Raw genomic sequence first — 17,478 nt, forward strand, 5'->3', positions numbered from 1 at the left:
TGACCGCGATCGCGCTGACTGAGGGAAAGCAGGCAGCGCAGATGACGATCCCGCAGTACGCAGTCCATGACGGTGCGCTGATTCTGCACCCCTACCCGGCATTCCCGCTCCTCCGCTACCGGCACTGCGCGGATGGGCAGCGTTAAGAGGTTAACATGCTCAATACGGCCCATGCGCTCAGTCTGGAGCCCCTGTATCGGCGTCGCGTATTCCAGTCCACCCGCAAGGTCGATTGCCACGCCCAGGTTGCCAATGAACTCTCGGAACACGACCTGTTCTGGAAGGGCGACAACGTCGATACCGTACTCTTCAAGGCAGCGATCCAGCAACTCCAGATCTTCATGCTCAAGTATGGTGCCGAGGTCATCGTGCGCCCGCGCCTGTTCAATGGTTTCGCACTGGTCCACATGACGTTGTCAGGCAACGCCGAGATCGAATCGGATGGCCAGAAAGTGTGCATCCCCCAGGGCAAGACCGCGCTGATCGCACCAAAACGGAATCTGCGCCTGTGGTGGCAGGCGGGCTCGGAACAATTGATCCTCAAGGTGCCCCTGGCCCTGTTCGAGGAATTGAGTACGGTGGGCCAGCCTGGCGCGGTCGATGTGCCTTCGCTGTTCCTGTTGCCGCAACAGGCCGCCCCGCATTGGGATCTGCTGATCCAGTCATTGCTGCGGGTACTGGCCCTGCCCGGCCAGGGTGCGGGACAAGGTGAATGGATCCGTCATTTCGAACGCAGTGCCGCGCAATTCCTGCTCTCGCAACTGACCAGCACGATGCCCTCGGCACCGGCCTGTAGCGACGCCCAGCGGGCCGCTGGCCAAGCCGCCGACAGCCTGGTCGGCGCCGGCAAGCTGCAACGCATGGACATGCTGGAACGCTATATCCGCAGCCGCCTGTGTGCCCCGCTGGCGCTGGCCGACTTGGCCGGGGCTGCCGGCGTGAGCGAGCGTGCCCTCAATGCACTGTGTCATCAGCAATATGGGGTAGCCCCGATGGACCTGCTGCGCAACATCCGCCTGGATGCGGTGCGTGAACGCTTGCTCACCCAGCCCGGTGCCAACGTCACCGACACTGCCTTCGAATTCGGCTTCGGTCACCTGGGACGCTTTTCGGCCTACTACCGGGAACGCTTTGGGGAATTGCCCTCGCAGACACGAGGCGTGGCACGCTGAATCCTGGCACGCCATCTCTTGCGGGTCTGAACAGGCCCTAGGGAATGCGGAGATGAGGGAATGCGGCAGTCAACACTGCGTGCTTCCTGCCAATTGATTGCTGCTTTTCATTGACGCGCCCTGCTTGCCGCAGGGCGCGTTTTTTCTTCAGAAGATCTTTTGCAGGTTGATCGTCACCGCAGTCTGCGAAGTGCCGTTCGCCGGTCCCATCGCCGAAGCAATGCGTGCCACGGCCTTGGGGCCGCTGGCAATCTGATGCGCGATGCTGGTATAGATCATGGTGCTCTTGGAGAAATGGTAGCTCAGTGTCGCCGCCAACTGGTTGGCCTTGTCACCATTGAGAACACTGTTACCCTTCATGTAGGTATAGGTGGAAGCCAGGTTCCAGGCCGCTGTCAGGCGATAGCTGGCGGTCAGGTCAAGGGTATTGATGCGGGCCTTGTTGAGGGTGTTGTTCGATAGCGTATAGAGGCTGGCCAAGGTCAGATCCTCGAACTTGTATTTCAGGCCGAGGCCGGCATTCTGTATGCCCTGGGTGCCACCGGCAAATCCCGGATACTTGACCTTGCTATAGACCGCAGCCACGCCGGCGTTGCCGAACTCATAGTTGACCCCGGCACTGACCGCATTGCCGGTGGACATGTTGCCGGCAGTCTCGCCGAAACCATACAGCGCGCCAAAGCTCAGGCCCGAGAAATTCTTGCTGCTGAACTTGATCGCATTGGACACCGCTTCACCATTGATGCGGTCATGATCGATCGAGCCCTGCGTATTGTAGGGCACGCCAAAGCTGGCAAAGGGGCCCTGGTGCGAACCGAACCAGCCGTGATAGAACGCGCCCGAATAGCCATTCAGGGATAGCGTATCGAACATGAAATCGCGCTGCATACCGACGCTGAGGGTGCCGATCTCATTGCTCAGGCCCACATAGGATTCGCGCGTAAACAAGGTTCCCGGACTACCCAGCAGGGCGCCCGTACCGAGACTGAACATGGTACCCAGGTAGAAGATAGCCGACGTACCGCCGCCCAATTCTTCATTGCCACGCAGCACCAGCGTACTGGGCCGCATCACGCCATTGTTGACGTAGGTATTGGACTTGCCGCCCTGGTTGCCCAGGTAGGTCACGCCCGAGTCCAGCAGTCCGGTCAGTTGTACGCTGCTCTGGGCTGCACAGGGAAGCGTCACCGCCGCCATCAGCAAGGAAGCTGGAAGCCCCAGGAAAAACTTGTTGCCAGTGTTCATGAATCGATCCATTCTTGTTTGTTCTATCAATAGCCCGGCTGCGCCATGGAGCACTGACGACGAACAGCCGCTGCCTTCCTCTCCGGTGCCAGATCCGATGTCGTGTTAGACGAACACCAGGACACACGCAGCGACTATAGCGGCGGCCCCGGCGGGGCAGATAGGGAAACTCGCGGAGGCCCGCTTGAGCAGAATTCATACCGCACGCAGCACTGGTGCACGATGCAACATGCTTGTGCAAGCGGGACAAAGAGCGCACAAGAAGTGCGCAGGCGGGGAAGGAAAACGGAAGAAAGAAGAACGCAGATGGACCGAGCCGAAATACACTAAATCATTATTACCAATAGGCAGGCACAAGCGGCGATGGACCCGAGCACCACCCGTGCAAGCTGGTTCTCATGGATTGAGCAGTTGCTCCTCTTGTGTCGCCAGGTATTTCAGATGGGTCAGGAACATGCCGGGATAGACCGAATTCTTGCGGTCAGTGCGACTGATGCCCACCAACGGCCCCAACTGCAATGGCAGGTCATACGGCACGCGGCGCAAGCCATAGAGGTCCTTGACGGCCGGTGCGATGCAACCCGGAATCAGCACCAGTGCATCCTTCTGCTGGCCCAGGCGGAAGCTCAATGGAAATGCCTGCGAGGCGATGATGTCGTGCGGCACGCTCAAGCCGGCCTGGTGCACCACCAGTTCCAGTTGCCGGCGAGCATAATTGGCCGCCGGCGGCAGCACCCAGGGATAGGCCACCACCTGCGCCAGTCCTGCCTGCGTGGCAAAGATGGGATGACTGGCCCGGGCCACGAAATAGGACTTGGACTCGCACAGCGGATTGATCAGGTAGTTCGGTTTCTCATGACTCTTGGGCAGGCGCCCGATGACCACATCCAGCGCTCCCTCATCAAAGGCATCCAACAACTCCTCCATCGGTTGCTCCACGATGGAAATGGTGAGCTTGGGTGCCTTGGCCTGGAAATCCAGGATGCACTCACCGATCAGATCCCACCAGCTCAGCGCCGAGAATATGCCGATGGTCAGATGACCGGCATCACCACGCAAGAGCGTATCGAGTTCTTCGCTGGCGCGTTGCAGATCCACCGTAATCATCTGCCCATAGTGCACCAGCGTCTCCCCGAAGATGGTCGGCCGGGTACCGAATGGCGTGCGCTCGAACAGTTGCGCACCGGCGATCTCCTCGATTTCGGCCAGCGACTTGGAGACCGCCGACTGGCTCAGGTGCAAGGACTCCGCCGCCTTTTGCATACTACCCAGGCGGGCGATGGCCAGCACCACCGAGATGTGCCGTACCTGCAGCCGGCTCTGTAATTTGTTCATGGGTCTGTCGAAGGTATGAATTTTGGTGAAGTCGCAGGGCGCCGGATTCAGTACAGCAGGCGCGGATGGCGCAGTTATATTAAATCAGATGAAGGATCGCCCGCTATCCGTATCTGGCGCTGCCAATGTCACTGGCCACCGGAAAACCTGCAACAACGGATGCAGCGGCTGCCTTTGCATGACCCGATCGCTGTTTCCTGCCAACCCTGCTCCTGAACCGCCATGCAAAATCCCTACACAAAATCAATCAACGTCAGCCAGTACATCGACGATCAACCGGTGGGTCGCTTGCAGCGCATCGTGTTCGCCCTGTGCTTTCTGCTGATCGCGCTGGAAGGTTTCGACACCGCCATCATCAGCTTCATCGCCCCGCAGATCCTGCGCGACGGTCTCATTGCGCAGCATGACGTGGCGCTGCTGATCGGCATCGGCATGATCGGCCTGCTGGTAGGCGCGCCGGTCGGTGGCGTACTGGCAGATCGCCTGGGCCGCAAGAAGGTGCTGGCCTTTGCGGTCTGCTGGTTCGGCCTGTGCTGCATCGTCTCCACCCTGATCAACCAGCCTGGCTTGTTCATCTTCCTGCGTCTGTTGGCCGGCCTGGGCATCGGAGCGGCCATGCCGCCGGTGGCCAACATGGTGGCCGAACACTGTCCAGCGCGTTATCGCACCTCGATGCTGGCCTTGGTGTTTTGCGGCTTCCTCTTTGGCGCCATGGCCGCCGGCCTTTCTACCGGCGCCCTGTCGGCCCATATCGGCTGGCGCGGCCTGCTGCTGGTCGGCGGCATTGCGCCGCTGGCGGTCATCCTGCTGTTCGTGCTGGTGGCCGATGAATCCGCCATGTTCATGGCAGTGGCTGGCAAGGGGCGCGAAAAAATTGCGGCCGTCATGCAGCGTCTTTATCCGGCCGCGGACTTTTCCGATTGCAGTTTTGGTGCCGGCGAAGCACCGCGTACAGGCAAGCCCTTGCGCGAGCTGGTCGCACCGCGCTACCGCATCGGCTCGCTGCTGATCTGGGCCATCCAGTTGCTGGCCTATTACGTGTTCTACCAGCTCTCCAACTGGTTGCCCAGCTATCTCGCCAGTGCCGACTACAACCCGGCCCAGGCAGCACGCATGGCCAGCCTGTTCCAGATGGGTAGCCTGCTGGGGTCGCTATGCTGTGTCTGGCTCACGCGCCGTCATCATGGGGCCGTGGTGGCCGGAGCCAGCTACGTGCTGGGTGTGGTGGCCATTGCCGCACTCACGCTGGGCCAGAGCTCGGCCTACTTCCCGGCCATCATCTTCCTGAGCGGCCTGTTCGTCGGCGGCCCCATCATCTGCGTCAATGCCCTGGCCACAGTCTATTACCCGACCGCCTTGCGCGGACTGGGCAGTGGCGTAGCCGTCTCCTGCGGTCGCCTGGGTGCCATTGCCGGGGCCTTCATCGTGGGCGCGGCCAGCCAGGCCGGTTTTTCCTATCCCCAGATTTTCTCGTCCTCGTCGCTGCTACTGCTGGTCTCGGTGATCATGCTGCTTGCCCTGCATCGTCAGTTGCTGCGCCAGCGCCAAAGCGACCAGGCCGAACTCTCCACCTCAACCTGTTAAGAGGATGCATCAATGACTCTCCCGCTTCACCCCGCCGCACCTGAAGATATCCTGGTCCATTGCCAGCAAGGCACATTGTGCGGCCTGCTACATCAAGGCGTCAGCCGTTTCATGGATATTCCCTATGCCGCCGACCTGGCATCCCACGAGCGATTCCAGCCGCCCCGTCCGCCGCTGACCTGGAGCGGTGTGCGCCAGGCCCAGCAGCGCGGCGCCATCTTCCCGCAATTGCCGAGCCGGCTGGACTTCGTCATGGGGCCACGCGAAGCCGGTCTGGCCCAATCCGAAAACGCCTTCCGTCTCAACATCTGGACGCCCTCCACCAGCGCTCGGCTGCCGGTACTGTTCTGGATCCACGGCGGCGGCTTCCTCAGCGGCGGCGGCGCCCTGCCCTGCTATGACGGCGAAGCGCTCGCGCGCAGCGGCCAGGTGGTCGTGGTCGCGGTCAACTACCGCCTGGGTATCCTGGGCAATCTCTACTACCCCGGCATCGCTGCGGGCAACATGGCAGTACAGGATCTGCTGGCCGCCTTCGACTGGGTGACTGCCAACATCGCCAGCTTCGGCGGCGACCCGCAGTCCATCACGGTCGGCGGACAATCCGCCGGCGCCTGGTATACCCAATTGATGATGGCCATCCCCGGCGTGTCCGAACGCATCCAGCGGGCGCTCATGATGAGTCTGCCCGACGTCCCGCCCTTGCAGCACGACGCCGCGCTGGCACTGGCGCAGCAGTATTGCCACCTGGCACAGTTGCCCTCGGCCGATGCACTGCGCGACCTGCCGGTGGCCGACCTGCTGCTCAACCAGGTCAAGATGCTGCGCGCGCAAGGCGCCGTGGCCGACGTACCGCAGACCTTCATGGCCGTGATCGACGACCTGGTCCCTGAGCATATTGCGCAACAAGCGGCCCGCCGCTTTGCCGGCAAGCCCGTACTGATCGGCACCACCCGCGAGGAAATGAGCAGCTTCCTCGGCAGCCGTCCTGATCTGCTGGCCATCAGCCAGGAACAGGTCATCAAGATCATGCAGGACAAGCAGGTCGAGGACGCTGCGGGGCGCTACGCCGCCTATCTGGCAAGACGCGGTCAGGCCTCGCCTTACCTGGTACTGGTGGATTTCATGTCCGATGAGTTGTTCCATCGCGGCACGCTGGCACTGGCGCAAGCGCTCACGCAACATGACGCGCCGACCTACCTCTACCGCTTCGACCTGGCCTCGCCGCAAGCGCACGTACACGCCTGCCATTGTCTGGAATTGCCGTTCTTTTTCCGTGACCAGGACAATTGGCAGAACGCGCCGATGTTCGACGGCTTCCCGGCTGAGGTGAAGGAACGTATCTCGGCCGCGTTTTCCGATAGCGTCTTGCAGTTCCTGCGCGAGGGATCGCCTGCCACTGCACAGACCGGGGACTGGCCACCGCTTGAGGCAAGCGCAGTGCGACCGATGGTGTTCGATCTCGATGTGGGGCTGGGAGAGGGGCAATACCTGGATTGACGCAGGACAGCGATGATGTCATGGTGCGCAGCGACTTGAAGACGGTATGTCGTATGTACCAGGACATCATTATCTTTGTCATGGCACTAGGGCCTGTTTCCATTCAATCTGCGAGTGCGAGATTGAATGTGAACGGGCCCTAACGATCATCGGCCACCTCTACCGCTGGACTGTCCAGGCTCACGTGTTCCAGTCCGTGACGCTCCTCGTTGGCATTGCCCAGCCATTGCCACAGGAGCTCATGCGGCTCGATGCCGGGACGCTGTTTGATCACATCCGGGAAGGGCATTCCCTTTCGCACATAGGTCTGGCGATCCCAGCGATTGAAGGATTCATGCAAGGGATGTTCATCGGGCAAATAGGGACGCCATATACCGCTGCGCGGGCAAGGGGAATGGCTGCGATATCTGCGTTCGATCTGGGGAAACTCGACATAGCGCGCCGCTCGACGCGTGACTCGTGGATCTTCCTTCACCGTTACTGGTGCAGGCAGGTCGACAGGCTCGCCCAGGTAATGAAACTGGATGCGCCCATCCTCGTCTTGCAAGCCACTGCGGCTGCGGTCAAAAAGTTCTCCCTGTTGATAACGCAACGGTAATTGCTCTGCATTCCATGCATGATGACGATCACTAACGGGACGCATCAGCCGTGCAATCCAGTATCCGGTTTCGGGAGCGGCTGTACTTTCGTATTGGGGCAAGACCTGAATTTGCGGTTGAGCAGGTAACTGACGGCCCGGCGGAATATGGGCGCGGCCAGTACGCAGCCATGCCGGATTCGGTTCGGGCGGCGGCGGAGCATCAGGTTTCAGCAAGACTGGCTTGGCGGCGTCCAGCAAGGTATTGCGGTCGCCGTTCCACATCGGCAGGTTGGCCGGGGGAAGTGGCAGGATTTTGTCTAGGTTGGGGAAGCGCAGGTCGGGGTTGCGCTGGAGCGCATCGGATAGAAGGGAATAGCGTTCTGCACGGGCTTTGTCTATGCCGATGCCTGACAATGGTTCTCCACTTCGAAAGGCGCTTGCCAAGTATATGGCCGACATGTAGCTGCCCAGTCTTACTCCCTCCTGAAAGACAAGACGAGCACGATCATTATTCTTATCAAGTTCTTCGTTGTCACCTTCAATGGTGACCCCAAGATTGATGGCAGCTTCGCTGTTACCTTGTTGGAAACCGCATTCCATCATTCTGAGAGCGATCTTTCGATTCGCCCAGAATGCAGGTGGGCTATCGTAGATGGCTTTCATTTTTTCACCTAAATATAAGCCATTGCGCTCGGGCTCCCCATCTCGGCTGCCAATTGCCAAAAGGCATAGGCCCTGCTCACATTCTGCTTCACGCCTATACCGTGCATGTGATAGGTACCCATGACATCAAAGGCTGCCGGAATTCCCAATTGCATAGCCTTTTCCAAGATCAATACTGCGCGCTCGGTATCTCTTATCACTCCCTCTCCATGAGCATACGCATTAGCCAGATTGAGCATTGCCTTCCAGTGGTTTCTGTCAGCCGCCTGCTGCCAGAGTTGTGCTGCCTTGGCATAGTCCCGTTGGTTCGGCCACAAGGTATGGCTAGTGAGTGTAAGTCCCTCCTGAAACCATCGTTCGGCTTCTTCATCAATCCGGGGAAGAATATTCTCCTGGTATTTACAGACGAATTCTGTGCGATGAGGATCAAATGCTTTTAAAGACATGTTGCGCGGCAGAGTTTTCATCGAGTAAGACGACTCTGTAAAAATGAGTAAGCAGAAGATCAGCGATTTGATAAGAAAATTCAACATTCATCACTCCGAAAAAATTACTCAGCACCCACGTCATCGCCTCCGGGCGTAAGACTGATCAATTCCAATCCATCGCGCTTTTCGTTCGCATTACCCAACCATTGCCACAGGAGCTCATGCGGCTCAATGCCGGGACGCTGTTTGATCACATCCGGGAAGGGCATTCCCTTTCGCACATAGGTCTGGCGATCCCAGCGATTGAAGGATTCATGCAAGGGATGTTCATCGGGCAAATAGGGACGCCATATACCGCTGCGCGGGCAAGGGGAATGGCTGCGATATCTGCGTTCGATCTGGGGAAACTCGACATAACGCGCCGCTCGACGCGTGACTCGTGGATCTTCCTTCACCGTTACTGCTGCAGGCAGGTCGACAGGCTCGCCCAGGTAATGAAACTGGATGCGCCCATCCTCGTCTTGCAAGCCACTGCGGCTGCGGTCAAAAAGTTCTCCCTGTTGATAACGCAACGGTAATTGCTCTGCATTCCATGCATGATGACGATCACTAACGGGACGCATCAGCCGTGCAATCCAGTATCCGGTTTCGGGAGCGGCTGTACTTTCGTATTGGGGCAAGACCTGAATTTGCGGTTGAGCAGGTAACTGACGGCCCGGCGGAATATGGGCGCGGCCAGTACGCAGCCACGCCGGATTTGGTTCGGGCGGCGGCGGAGCATCAGGTTTCTGCAAGACTGGCTTGGCGGCGTCCAGCAAGGTATTGCGGTCGCCGTTCCACATCGGCAGGTTGGCCGGGGGAAGTGGCAGGATCTTGTCGAGGTTGGGGAAGCGCAGGTCGGGATTGCGCTGGAGTGCATCGGATAGAAGGGAATAGCGTTCTGCACGGGCTTTGTCTATGCCGATGCCTGACAATGGTTCTCCACTTCGAAAGGCACTTGCCAAGTATATGGCTGACATGTAGCTGCCCAGTCTTACTCCCTCCTGAAAGACAAGACGAGCACGATCATTATCCTGCTCAAACTCTTCTTTTTCGCCTGCAATGGTTCCTCCAAGGTTGAACGCAGCATCAGCATTTCCCTGGTTAAGTCCGCATTCCAACATCTGGAGCGCAATCTTGCGGTTCCCCCAGAATGCCGGCGGGCTGTCATAGATAGCATCCGTTTTGGAGCCTAAATAGGCCATTGCACTGGGACTGCCCATCTCAGCAGCCAATTGCCAAAAGGCATAGGCTCTGCTCACATCCTGCTTCACGCCTATCCCTCTCATGTGATAAGTACCCATGACATCGAAGGCAGCTGGAATTCCAAGTTGCATAGCCTTTTCCAAGATCAATACTGCGCGCTCGGTATCTCTTATCACTCCCTCTCCGTGGGCATACCCATTGGCCAGATTGAGCATTGCCTTCCAGTGGTTCCTGTCAGCCGCCTGCTGCCAGAGCTGTGCTGCCTTGGCATAGTCCCGCTGGTTCGGCCACAAGGTATGGCTAGTGAGTGCAAGTCCCTCCTGAAACCATCGTTCGGCTTCTTCATCAAGTCGGGGAAGAATATTCTCCTGGTATTTGCAGACGAATTCTTTGCGATGAGGATCAAATGCTCTCAAGGGCATATTACGTGGCAGATTTTTCATAGCGTAGGAGTGATGACCAATAAAGAAAAAGCAAAGAATCAGTGTTTTGATAAGAAAATTCATCATCCACCTATGCCAGTCTGGTTGTACTTACTCGCTCATCTCTGAAAGGCAAAAGAAAACCGATAGGCGGTTCTCCTCTTTTTCTTTCAAAAGCATTTCTCTCCATGAGCTTTTCCCACTCTTCAAATGAATCCGAAATTTCCTCCCGACTCCCCCCACCCCCATCCTGCATCCCCCCCGTATGCCTCCCCCAAACATGCCGCCTGATCTCCCTGCTCAACACCGGATCATCACAAGCCACATTCATCTCTGCATCCCCCGCCATCGACCTCAGGTTCAAGTTCGCGCTCCCCACCGTAAACATCGCATCATCGATAATCATCAACTTGCTGTGGATATAGATTTCGCGATAGCGCTCTTCCATCTTCGGCGCCGCATCCTGCTGCAACGACGCACGTCCACGCCACGCATGGTCGTAGGTCCACAAAGTGCCGATCAAGGTGCGGATGCCGAGCATGTTCAACTGCCTGACGACGTCATCCTTGCTGCCGCCGGCTGCGGCGCTCTTGGCCAATTCGCTTGGCTCACCTGATGGACCAGCGGCTTTCAGTGCATCTTCAATGAGCTTGTCCTGGTTCGGCATCGAATCCCCCTGCCCCAGCGAACGCACGGCGTCATAGGTGCGCGGCACCATCTGCTTCAACTCCGGCAGCGGCATCACCACCATCACATGCAGGTTCGGCAGTGCATCCATGCTCTGCCCCGCCAGCTGCCACCACTCCACGAAGTTGCGCCGGTCCTCCTTGAGCTGCTGGACCCAGGGCTCATACTGGAAATACTGGTTTTCCACATACAGATAATTGCGCGCAAAGCTGCTGGCCTGTCGATACAAGCGCTTGATGCTCTTGTCTCCTTCTTCCGGCTGGGTGCGCACGATCTGCGCATTGACGGTGCGTTGGCCCTTGAGCGATGCGCACAGGTCCGCTGGCGGTTGATAGAGATCGTGCGTGCGCGCCAGGGCTGCACCTTTGCCCTTGGCGCGATTCCACGCATCCGTAAAATTCTTGCTGACACTGACCAGCGCTTCACCTTCGATGCGGCAGGCATAATCCTGGTAGGGCTTCAGTCCAGGCCGACCATCTTCGGTACGGCCCTCCCACAGTTCTCCGCGTCGTTGGTCGTGGAACAGGTGGTCTTCGGTATCCCAATAATCCGTGACCGAATTGAGGCCCATCACATAAGCTACGGCATGAGCCCCACCCTCATGTTCGTAATCGATCAGGATGCTCTTCTGATGATCAGTGGCAACCAGTACCATGCCGGCCGTCTCCAGCAGGCTGCGCTTGCCGGCTTCCTGGCTCAGGCTGCCCCAGACGGCGCTGATGTCGCCATCGCGTACACGCAAGCTCAGGTTGGGCATCAATCCCTGCTCGGCATCCCGATACCAGTGTGCGTTGAAGACTTCGCGGCGGTCGCGTACTTCCACGGGATCAGCAATGCTGCCATTGCCGCCCGGTTGGATCACACTGGCATGACCGTGCGTCAACGCCTGTTTGAGCTCGTAGTCGGCCTCTTTTCCATAACCCGGCATGTTGTGCGCCAGTGCGCTACCAATGACGCCATACCAGGACAGCAGGCGCACCTGCACCGGCTTGCCGCCGTTGTAGCGGCCGGCGGCCACGTCCCGCAACAGGCCGCCCCAGGTATCGCCACGCGGCCAGCTTGTTGCTTCGCGTACCAGTTCCATCGCCGGGTCGAAGCCCCAGCAGATGATTTCCACGCTGTCCTTGGCTTGCTTGATGTCGGCCAGGATCTGCTGGAATGCCTGCTCGCCGCAGTAGAGCATCCTCAAGCGGTTGCAGCGATGGATGGGCGTGGCTTTGTCATGTTCGCTCTCCAGCAGCCACTGGGCGCTACCTTCGCTGCGGGGCTGTGCTTCGCTCAAGGGGACAATGGATTTCTTGTGGGTGGTCAACACGGGGCATCTCCAGGCAAGAAGAAAATCAATATCAATGGGGGAGCAAGACCGGCAGCAACTAGCCTTCCCTGAGCGCACGATGGCGCTGGAGATCTTGGGCATCGTCATGCAGCGCGCGGTAGCCGCGGGCAACCAGTCGTTCGTCGTCGCTCTCGAAACCGGGCTTGGCTGGCAATTCAAATTCGCAGCCATTGCTCAGCTTGACGGCATAACGTGCCGGGCCCGGCGTATGTCCTTCGATCACCACCAGGCCATGGGCATCGCTCACGCCCATGGCGATCTGCACGCCATCCTTGAAGAGAACATAGGGTTCGTGCATGAAGCCCCGTCCTTGCGCGCAATGCGTCTTGAGCTGGAAGCTCAGGCGTTGCTGCTGCTTCAGCTCGGACATGGCCGGTGGATCCGGCAGTGCGGGAACGGCTTCATTGGCTGGCCCATCGTGGTCGTACTGGGCGGCATGGGCGTGCCAGTGACCGCTGGTGCGCTGTTGGATGCCGGCTTGGCTCAGGCGTAAGGTGCTGCCACCGCCATTGATGAAGATTTCTTCCTTGGCGGTGATACTGATGCGGTTGGCGGTGTGGGTGATGTTCAGGCGGGCGAAGATATTGACGCTTTGGCGCAATGCCGAGATGTCGATGTCGGCGGCCACGGCCAGCAGTTTCATGCCGGCCTTGTAAGCGAAGATGCGTACCGCTTCGCGCACGCTCACCAGCAGGCTCTTGCCGGCACTGATGCTGGCATGGGCAGCGCTGCTCAAGGCCGTGTGCTGCTGGCTGCTCACATGGATGGAGCCGCCGCTGGCTGCTGCTATCCCCACCGGGCTGGCCAGTGTGAGATGGGCCTGCTCGAATTCGGGAAAGCCTGCGTCCTCCAGCTTGCGCCGCCCCCGGATGGCATCGTTCTGCTGGCGTAAGGCCTCAGCGACCACATCCTGGTCGCCCGCTTGCTGTGCCCCTGCCTGCTGCGCGGCCTGCGCCAGTTCCGCGTGCCACTGGCCACTCTGCTCCAGCCGTGCCGTGGTCTCTTCCATGGCGGTGATATGGCCCTGGGCATCGGGACGGCCTTCGGTGGTGATCAGCAAACCGTGTTGGGCACGCAACGCGCCCTGGCCGTCGGTACGCAGTTCAAACCCCTGTCCACGCCCGTCCTTGCGACCGGCATGGTCGTCGATGCGGGTGATATGGCCCAGACTGAGTTGACTGGACTGGTGGTCGCTCCTGATCTGCACCTGCATCCGTTCCCAACTGTCATCCAGGATCACATGATTGCTGCGACCACCGGCAGCGTTGCCGCCTTCGGGCGTCAGTTCCCTGCTGCGCAAGCCGCTCAAGGCCTGCTGTTGCGGCAGTTCCCAGGGCGGCATGTTGGCTTCATTGTGGACACACCCGGTCACCAATGGATGATCCGGGTTACCGTCCAGCCACTGCACCACCACCTCCGCGCCCACGCGCGGATGGCTGCTCAGGCCACTCCGGGCACCAGCCCAATTGGTCGCCACGCGCACCCAGCAACTGCTGCTGGGCTGGCGGTCCCAATGAAACCGTAACTGGACGCGTCCGTATTGATCGACATGCAGGCTCCCCTTGCCCTGCGGGCCGACCACGACCGCCGTCTGCGGAGCCAGTATCCGGCTCTCGATGCTGTCGAAACCGCCCCCTGGTCGCCACGGCACAGGCAAGGGCTGGCAACGCATCCGGTTGCGGTAGGTGGCGGGCATATCGGCGCCTTGCAGGTAATTGTTGCTGGCCTCGTGCTCGACTTCCAGGATCAGGAACTGCTCTTCGTCGGCGGCCACCTGGAAATGATCCTGCAAGCGAAAGCGCCTGCCCGCAGCCACCTGCCGATGGTTTCCCTGCGCCTCGTAGTGCAGGCCGCGGGCTTCGATCTCTTCCATTCTCTGCCGCGCCAGTTGGTCGGCATGGGCGAAGTTGCGCAAGCCGTAATGTCCCGCATAGCGGTGCACTTCCATGCGCGCGATATCGCCCTGCTGGTTGATGGTGGCGATGTCGACATGGCGTGGGTAGGGATGCTTGAAATCGAATCCGCTGACGGCGACCTGAGACGATGCCCACTGCCGTACCGCCTGCCATTGTGCAATGGCGTCTTCTTCCTGGGCGCCATCCTTGCTGTGGAAACGGATGGCGTCGGACAGTCCATCGATGGCCTGCGCGGCCGTACTGTCATCGGCCACCACCAGGGTATGGCCCTGCTCGGTGTGTTCGTACCAGTAGCAATAACCTTCTGCTTCCCAGCGGCGCGAGAGATAGTTGTGGTCGCTCTCTTCCCATTGGGTGCACATGGTGTACTGATGGGGTTCGGCTGCGACTTGCCAGCGCCAGCGCGGCAGGATGCCGTAATCCTTCAGGATGGACTCGGTTTGCTGTTCTATGGTCTGCTGGTGGAACAGCCGATTGTTCTGGCGCAGGCGCGCATAGTGCAGCCAAGGAACCAATACGGCTTCATAGAAAACGATGCCGCCATCGGTCCTGACGAAACGGAAGGACGACACATAACCGCTGAAGGGACGCAAGCCACCATCGCTCAGTACCAAAGAAACGCACACCAGCTTTCCCATCAGGCTTTCCAGGGAAATGGCGGCATCGTCACTGAGCAACTCCAGCGTGAAGCGGAAATCGCGCGACATCGATTCCGTGCCATGGAAGCGATTGATCATCAACGTCGAAGACGGCGCGTCATCGTGAGGGAAGGACAGACGCAGTAGCCGGTTGTGCTGGTGCTGCAGCAGTGCTTGGGGAAGCGACATGATGGAATGGGATGAGCTGTCGGTCGAGCGTCGCAGTATCGTCTTGCAGCGCGCGCTCTTCTACCGGCATCGGCGATCTAGGCGGCGCTTCTCAAAGATATTCGTGCGCCTGACAACGGCGCCATGGGTTCCATGTCATCGGGCAAAACCCCGCCTACATGGTGTTTTCGGCGTGCATCTTCCGTTGCCGCATATGCTTATGAGAAATCATTTCTTGGTGCTTGCCGCCCCTCGCGCTAGCTTGTCAGGATCGCGTAACTTGCGCTGACCGACATCGACCAACGACAAGAAAGAGACAACATGGCAGACAACCCGCAATGGAAATTCGAAACCGTCTCGGTACATGGCGGCTATGATCCCGACCCCACCACGCGCGCCGTGGCCGTGCCGATCTACCAGACGGTGGCCTTCGCCTTCGACGATACCCAGCATGGTGCCGACCTGTTCGACCTGAAGGTGCAGGGCAATATCTATTCGCGCATCATGAACCCGACCCAGGACGTGCTGGAAAAACGCCTGGCTGCACTCGAAGGCGGTATCGCCGCGCTGGCACTGGCTTCCGGCCAGGCCGCCGTGACCTATGCCATCCAGACCATTGCCGAAGCCGGTGACAACATCGTCTCCGCCTCCACCCTCTACGGCGGCACCTACAACCTGTTCGCCCATACCCTGCCGCAGTTCGGCATCCAGACCCGCTTTGCCGACCCGCGCCAGCCAGCTTCGTTCGCACCCTTGATCGATGAGCGCACCAAGGCCATCTACATCGAATCCATCGGCAACCCGCTGGGCAACGTCACCGACATTGCCGCCGTGGCCGAGATCGCGCATCGTCATGGCGTGCCGCTGATCGTGGATAACACGGTGGCGACCCCGTATCTGCTGCGCCCCTTCGAACATGGTGCCGACATCGTGGTGCATTCGCTGACCAAATACCTGGGCGGCCACGGCACCACGCTGGGAGGCGCCATCGTGGACTCGGGCAAGTTCCCCTGGGCCAAGCACAAGGAACGCTTCAAGCGCCTCAACGAACCGGACGTCAGCTATCACGGCGTGGTCTATACCGAAGCGCTGGGCGAGGCCGCCTACATCGGCCGCGCGCGCGTAGTACCGCTGCGCAATACCGGCGCGGCGCTCTCCCCCTTCAATGCCTTCCAGATCCTGCAGGGTATCGAGACGCTGGCACTGCGGCTGGATCGCATTACCGCCAATACCCTGGCCGTGGCGCAATATCTGAAGCGCCATCCCAAGGTGCGCTGGGTCAACTATGCGGGGCTGGAAGATCACCCGGATCATGCACTGGCGCAAAAGTATTTCAAGGGCCGCGCCTCGGGCGTGCTGACCTTCGGCGTGGCCAATGGCCGCGACGGCGGTGCGCGCTTCCAGGATGCGCTGCAGCTCTTAACGCGCCTGGTCAATATCGGCGATGCCAAGTCGCTGGCCACTCACCCGGCCTCCACCACGCACCGCCAGTTGTCAGCGGCGGAACTGGAGAAGGCCGGCGTGACCGAGGATACGGTGCGCCTGTCCATCGGCATCGAGCATATCGATGACTTGCTCGCTGATCTGGAACAGGCCTTGCAGTCGGCTTGAGGCGCTCCATTCTCGCAGACGAAAAAATGGCTCCGCGATGAAGCCATTTTTTCTTGATCCTGTGACCGCGCATTCGCTAAATACGTGCGAGGTTCATCACCACTCACCCGGCCCTACCCCTGGCACATCGCGCCGGATCAACTTGCTGTAGTCCTCCTGCGGCCCGCCCGCCAGAGCGCGTTCTGTGATGCGCCCGGCCTGGCGCAATTGCACGAAGCTGTAGCCGGGCGTGAGCACGCCGTGGTCGAACACGTACTCGGCAAAGTAGCCCGAGAACAGCAGCCGATAGTCCAGCGGCAGTGAAGGCGAGAGTCGGCGCGCCAGTTCGAACACGATGGTGGTGCAATTGCTGGTGAGGGTGTTGTAGAAGCGCGGTGCCTGACGCAATTGCTCTGCACGTTCCACGTAGCCGAGGAAGACCTTGCGCAATTGATCCGGCCGCAAGCGCAGGCGATACAGATAGACATCCTCGCCGCGCGCATGGGTGCGGGTGCGGATGATGTCCTGCTCATCGGCTGCGATGATGACGGTTTCGAACTTGCGAAAAAATCCGCCGAGCGCGGAGAAGGCTTCGCCACGCTCACGCCGGATTTCCAGCGAAAATACCAGGCGCCGACCATCGGCAAAACCGAACGAGACCAGCGTATGGGCGATGGCCGGCCCCATCCAGTACGACAGCAGCAGATCGGCCGAGACCAGTTGCGACAGGTCGTACTGGCGGCTCTCCCAGCGGATGTCGTAGTCGGTTTCACTGCGCCACATGAAGTTGCGGACATGATCCAACTGCACGTGGTCGCCTTGCACCTGCGAGACCAACATGTGTGCCACGTCATCGGCCCAACGGCGGTCATGACTGGGGCGAATGCGGCGCCACCAGCCCACCATGGCGCTGGCCGCCAACACCACACCAGCGGCCCCCAGCGCCAAGGGCGGGTACCCCCGCACGGCGGC

At 59.8% G+C, this 17,478-nt stretch carries 11 protein-coding genes and 1 pseudogene; 4 read left to right on the top strand and 8 right to left on the bottom strand.

All coding sequences use genetic code 11. The features are described from left to right. Positions 1–155: 155 nt before the first annotated feature. Positions 156–1,172 (top strand): AraC family transcriptional regulator, encoded by a 1,017-nt coding sequence (locus I5W_RS04795; RefSeq protein ID WP_017452062.1) that lies wholly within the window; start codon positions 156–158, stop codon positions 1,170–1,172. Positions 1,173–1,319: 147 nt separating this feature from the next. On the opposite strand, the gene I5W_RS04800 is transcribed toward I5W_RS04795, so the two are convergent. Next, complete coding sequence (locus I5W_RS04800; RefSeq protein ID WP_252716894.1) at positions 1,320–2,417, bottom strand: porin; 1,098 nt, start codon at positions 2,415–2,417, stop codon at positions 1,320–1,322. Between the two features lie 396 nt (positions 2,418–2,813). After that, positions 2,814–3,752, bottom strand: a complete 939-nt coding sequence (locus I5W_RS04805; RefSeq protein WP_017452060.1) for a LysR family transcriptional regulator — start codon at positions 3,750–3,752, stop codon at positions 2,814–2,816. 222 nt (positions 3,753–3,974) lie between these two features. Between I5W_RS04805 and I5W_RS04810 the strand changes: the two genes are divergently transcribed. Together I5W_RS04810 and I5W_RS04815 are read left to right on the top strand one after the other, a co-directional pair. Next, a complete protein-coding gene (locus I5W_RS04810; protein WP_044528386.1) occupies positions 3,975–5,336 on the top strand; it encodes an MFS transporter in 1,362 nt (453 codons plus the stop codon). Positions 5,337–5,348: 12 nt separating this feature from the next. Further along, on the top strand, positions 5,349–6,833 hold the full coding sequence (locus tag I5W_RS04815; RefSeq protein WP_252716895.1) for a carboxylesterase family protein: 1,485 nt from the start codon (positions 5,349–5,351) through the stop codon (positions 6,831–6,833). Between the two features lie 139 nt (positions 6,834–6,972). On the opposite strand, the gene I5W_RS31020 is transcribed toward I5W_RS04815, so the two are convergent. The 5 genes from I5W_RS31020 to I5W_RS04835 are packed head-to-tail and all read right to left on the bottom strand — an operon-like array spanning position 6,973 to position 14,937. Then, positions 6,973–8,076 carry a DUF6396 domain-containing protein gene (locus tag I5W_RS31020; RefSeq protein ID WP_148289034.1) on the bottom strand — a complete coding sequence of 368 codons (1,104 nt, stop codon included), beginning with the start codon at positions 8,074–8,076 and terminating at the stop codon, positions 6,973–6,975. Positions 8,077–8,084: 8 nt separating this feature from the next. Continuing rightward, complete coding sequence (locus tag I5W_RS30770) at positions 8,085–8,609, bottom strand: tetratricopeptide repeat protein (RefSeq protein WP_050010613.1); 525 nt, start codon at positions 8,607–8,609, stop codon at positions 8,085–8,087. Between the two features lie 17 nt (positions 8,610–8,626). Further along, positions 8,627–10,258, bottom strand: coding sequence for an SEL1-like repeat protein (locus I5W_RS04825; protein WP_252716896.1), 1,632 nt, complete (start codon positions 10,256–10,258; stop codon positions 8,627–8,629). A gap of 4 nt (positions 10,259–10,262) precedes the next feature. After that, a complete protein-coding gene (locus tag I5W_RS04830) occupies positions 10,263–12,173 on the bottom strand; it encodes a phospholipase D-like domain-containing protein (protein ID WP_044528387.1) in 1,911 nt (636 codons plus the stop codon). 58 nt (positions 12,174–12,231) lie between these two features. Next, complete coding sequence (locus I5W_RS04835; protein WP_044528388.1) at positions 12,232–14,937, bottom strand: type VI secretion system Vgr family protein; 2,706 nt, start codon at positions 14,935–14,937, stop codon at positions 12,232–12,234. Between the two features lie 300 nt (positions 14,938–15,237). Between I5W_RS04835 and I5W_RS04840 the strand changes: the two genes are divergently transcribed. Then, positions 15,238–16,527 carry an O-acetylhomoserine aminocarboxypropyltransferase/cysteine synthase family protein gene (locus tag I5W_RS04840; protein WP_044528389.1) on the top strand — a complete coding sequence of 430 codons (1,290 nt, stop codon included), beginning with the start codon at positions 15,238–15,240 and terminating at the stop codon, positions 16,525–16,527. Positions 16,528–16,623: 96 nt separating this feature from the next. Here the strand turns inward: I5W_RS04840 and I5W_RS04845 are convergent. After that, positions 16,624–17,478: pseudogene (locus I5W_RS04845) on the bottom strand (Lnb N-terminal periplasmic domain-containing protein); the annotation flags it as partial.

The organism is Herbaspirillum sp. B65, assembly GCF_000333555.1.
Classification (GTDB): domain Bacteria; phylum Pseudomonadota; class Gammaproteobacteria; order Burkholderiales; family Burkholderiaceae_D; genus Herbaspirillum; species Herbaspirillum rubrisubalbicans.

Coding starts and splice junctions, on each gene's coding strand:
- I5W_RS04795 (WP_017452062.1), top strand. CDS start 156: ATGCTCAATACGGCCCATGCGCTCAGTCTGGAGCCCCTGTATCGGCGT.
- I5W_RS04800 (WP_252716894.1), bottom strand. CDS start 2,417: ATGAACACTGGCAACAAGTTTTTCCTGGGGCTTCCAGCTTCCTTGCTG.
- I5W_RS04805 (WP_017452060.1), bottom strand. CDS start 3,752: ATGAACAAATTACAGAGCCGGCTGCAGGTACGGCACATCTCGGTGGTG.
- I5W_RS04810 (WP_044528386.1), top strand. CDS start 3,975: ATGCAAAATCCCTACACAAAATCAATCAACGTCAGCCAGTACATCGAC.
- I5W_RS04815 (WP_252716895.1), top strand. CDS start 5,349: ATGACTCTCCCGCTTCACCCCGCCGCACCTGAAGATATCCTGGTCCAT.
- I5W_RS31020 (WP_148289034.1), bottom strand. CDS start 8,076: ATGAAAGCCATCTACGATAGCCCACCTGCATTCTGGGCGAATCGAAAG.
- I5W_RS30770 (WP_050010613.1), bottom strand. CDS start 8,609: ATGTTGAATTTTCTTATCAAATCGCTGATCTTCTGCTTACTCATTTTT.
- I5W_RS04825 (WP_252716896.1), bottom strand. CDS start 10,258: ATGATGAATTTTCTTATCAAAACACTGATTCTTTGCTTTTTCTTTATT.
- I5W_RS04835 (WP_044528388.1), bottom strand. CDS start 14,937: ATGTCGCTTCCCCAAGCACTGCTGCAGCACCAGCACAACCGGCTACTG.
- I5W_RS04840 (WP_044528389.1), top strand. CDS start 15,238: ATGGCAGACAACCCGCAATGGAAATTCGAAACCGTCTCGGTACATGGC.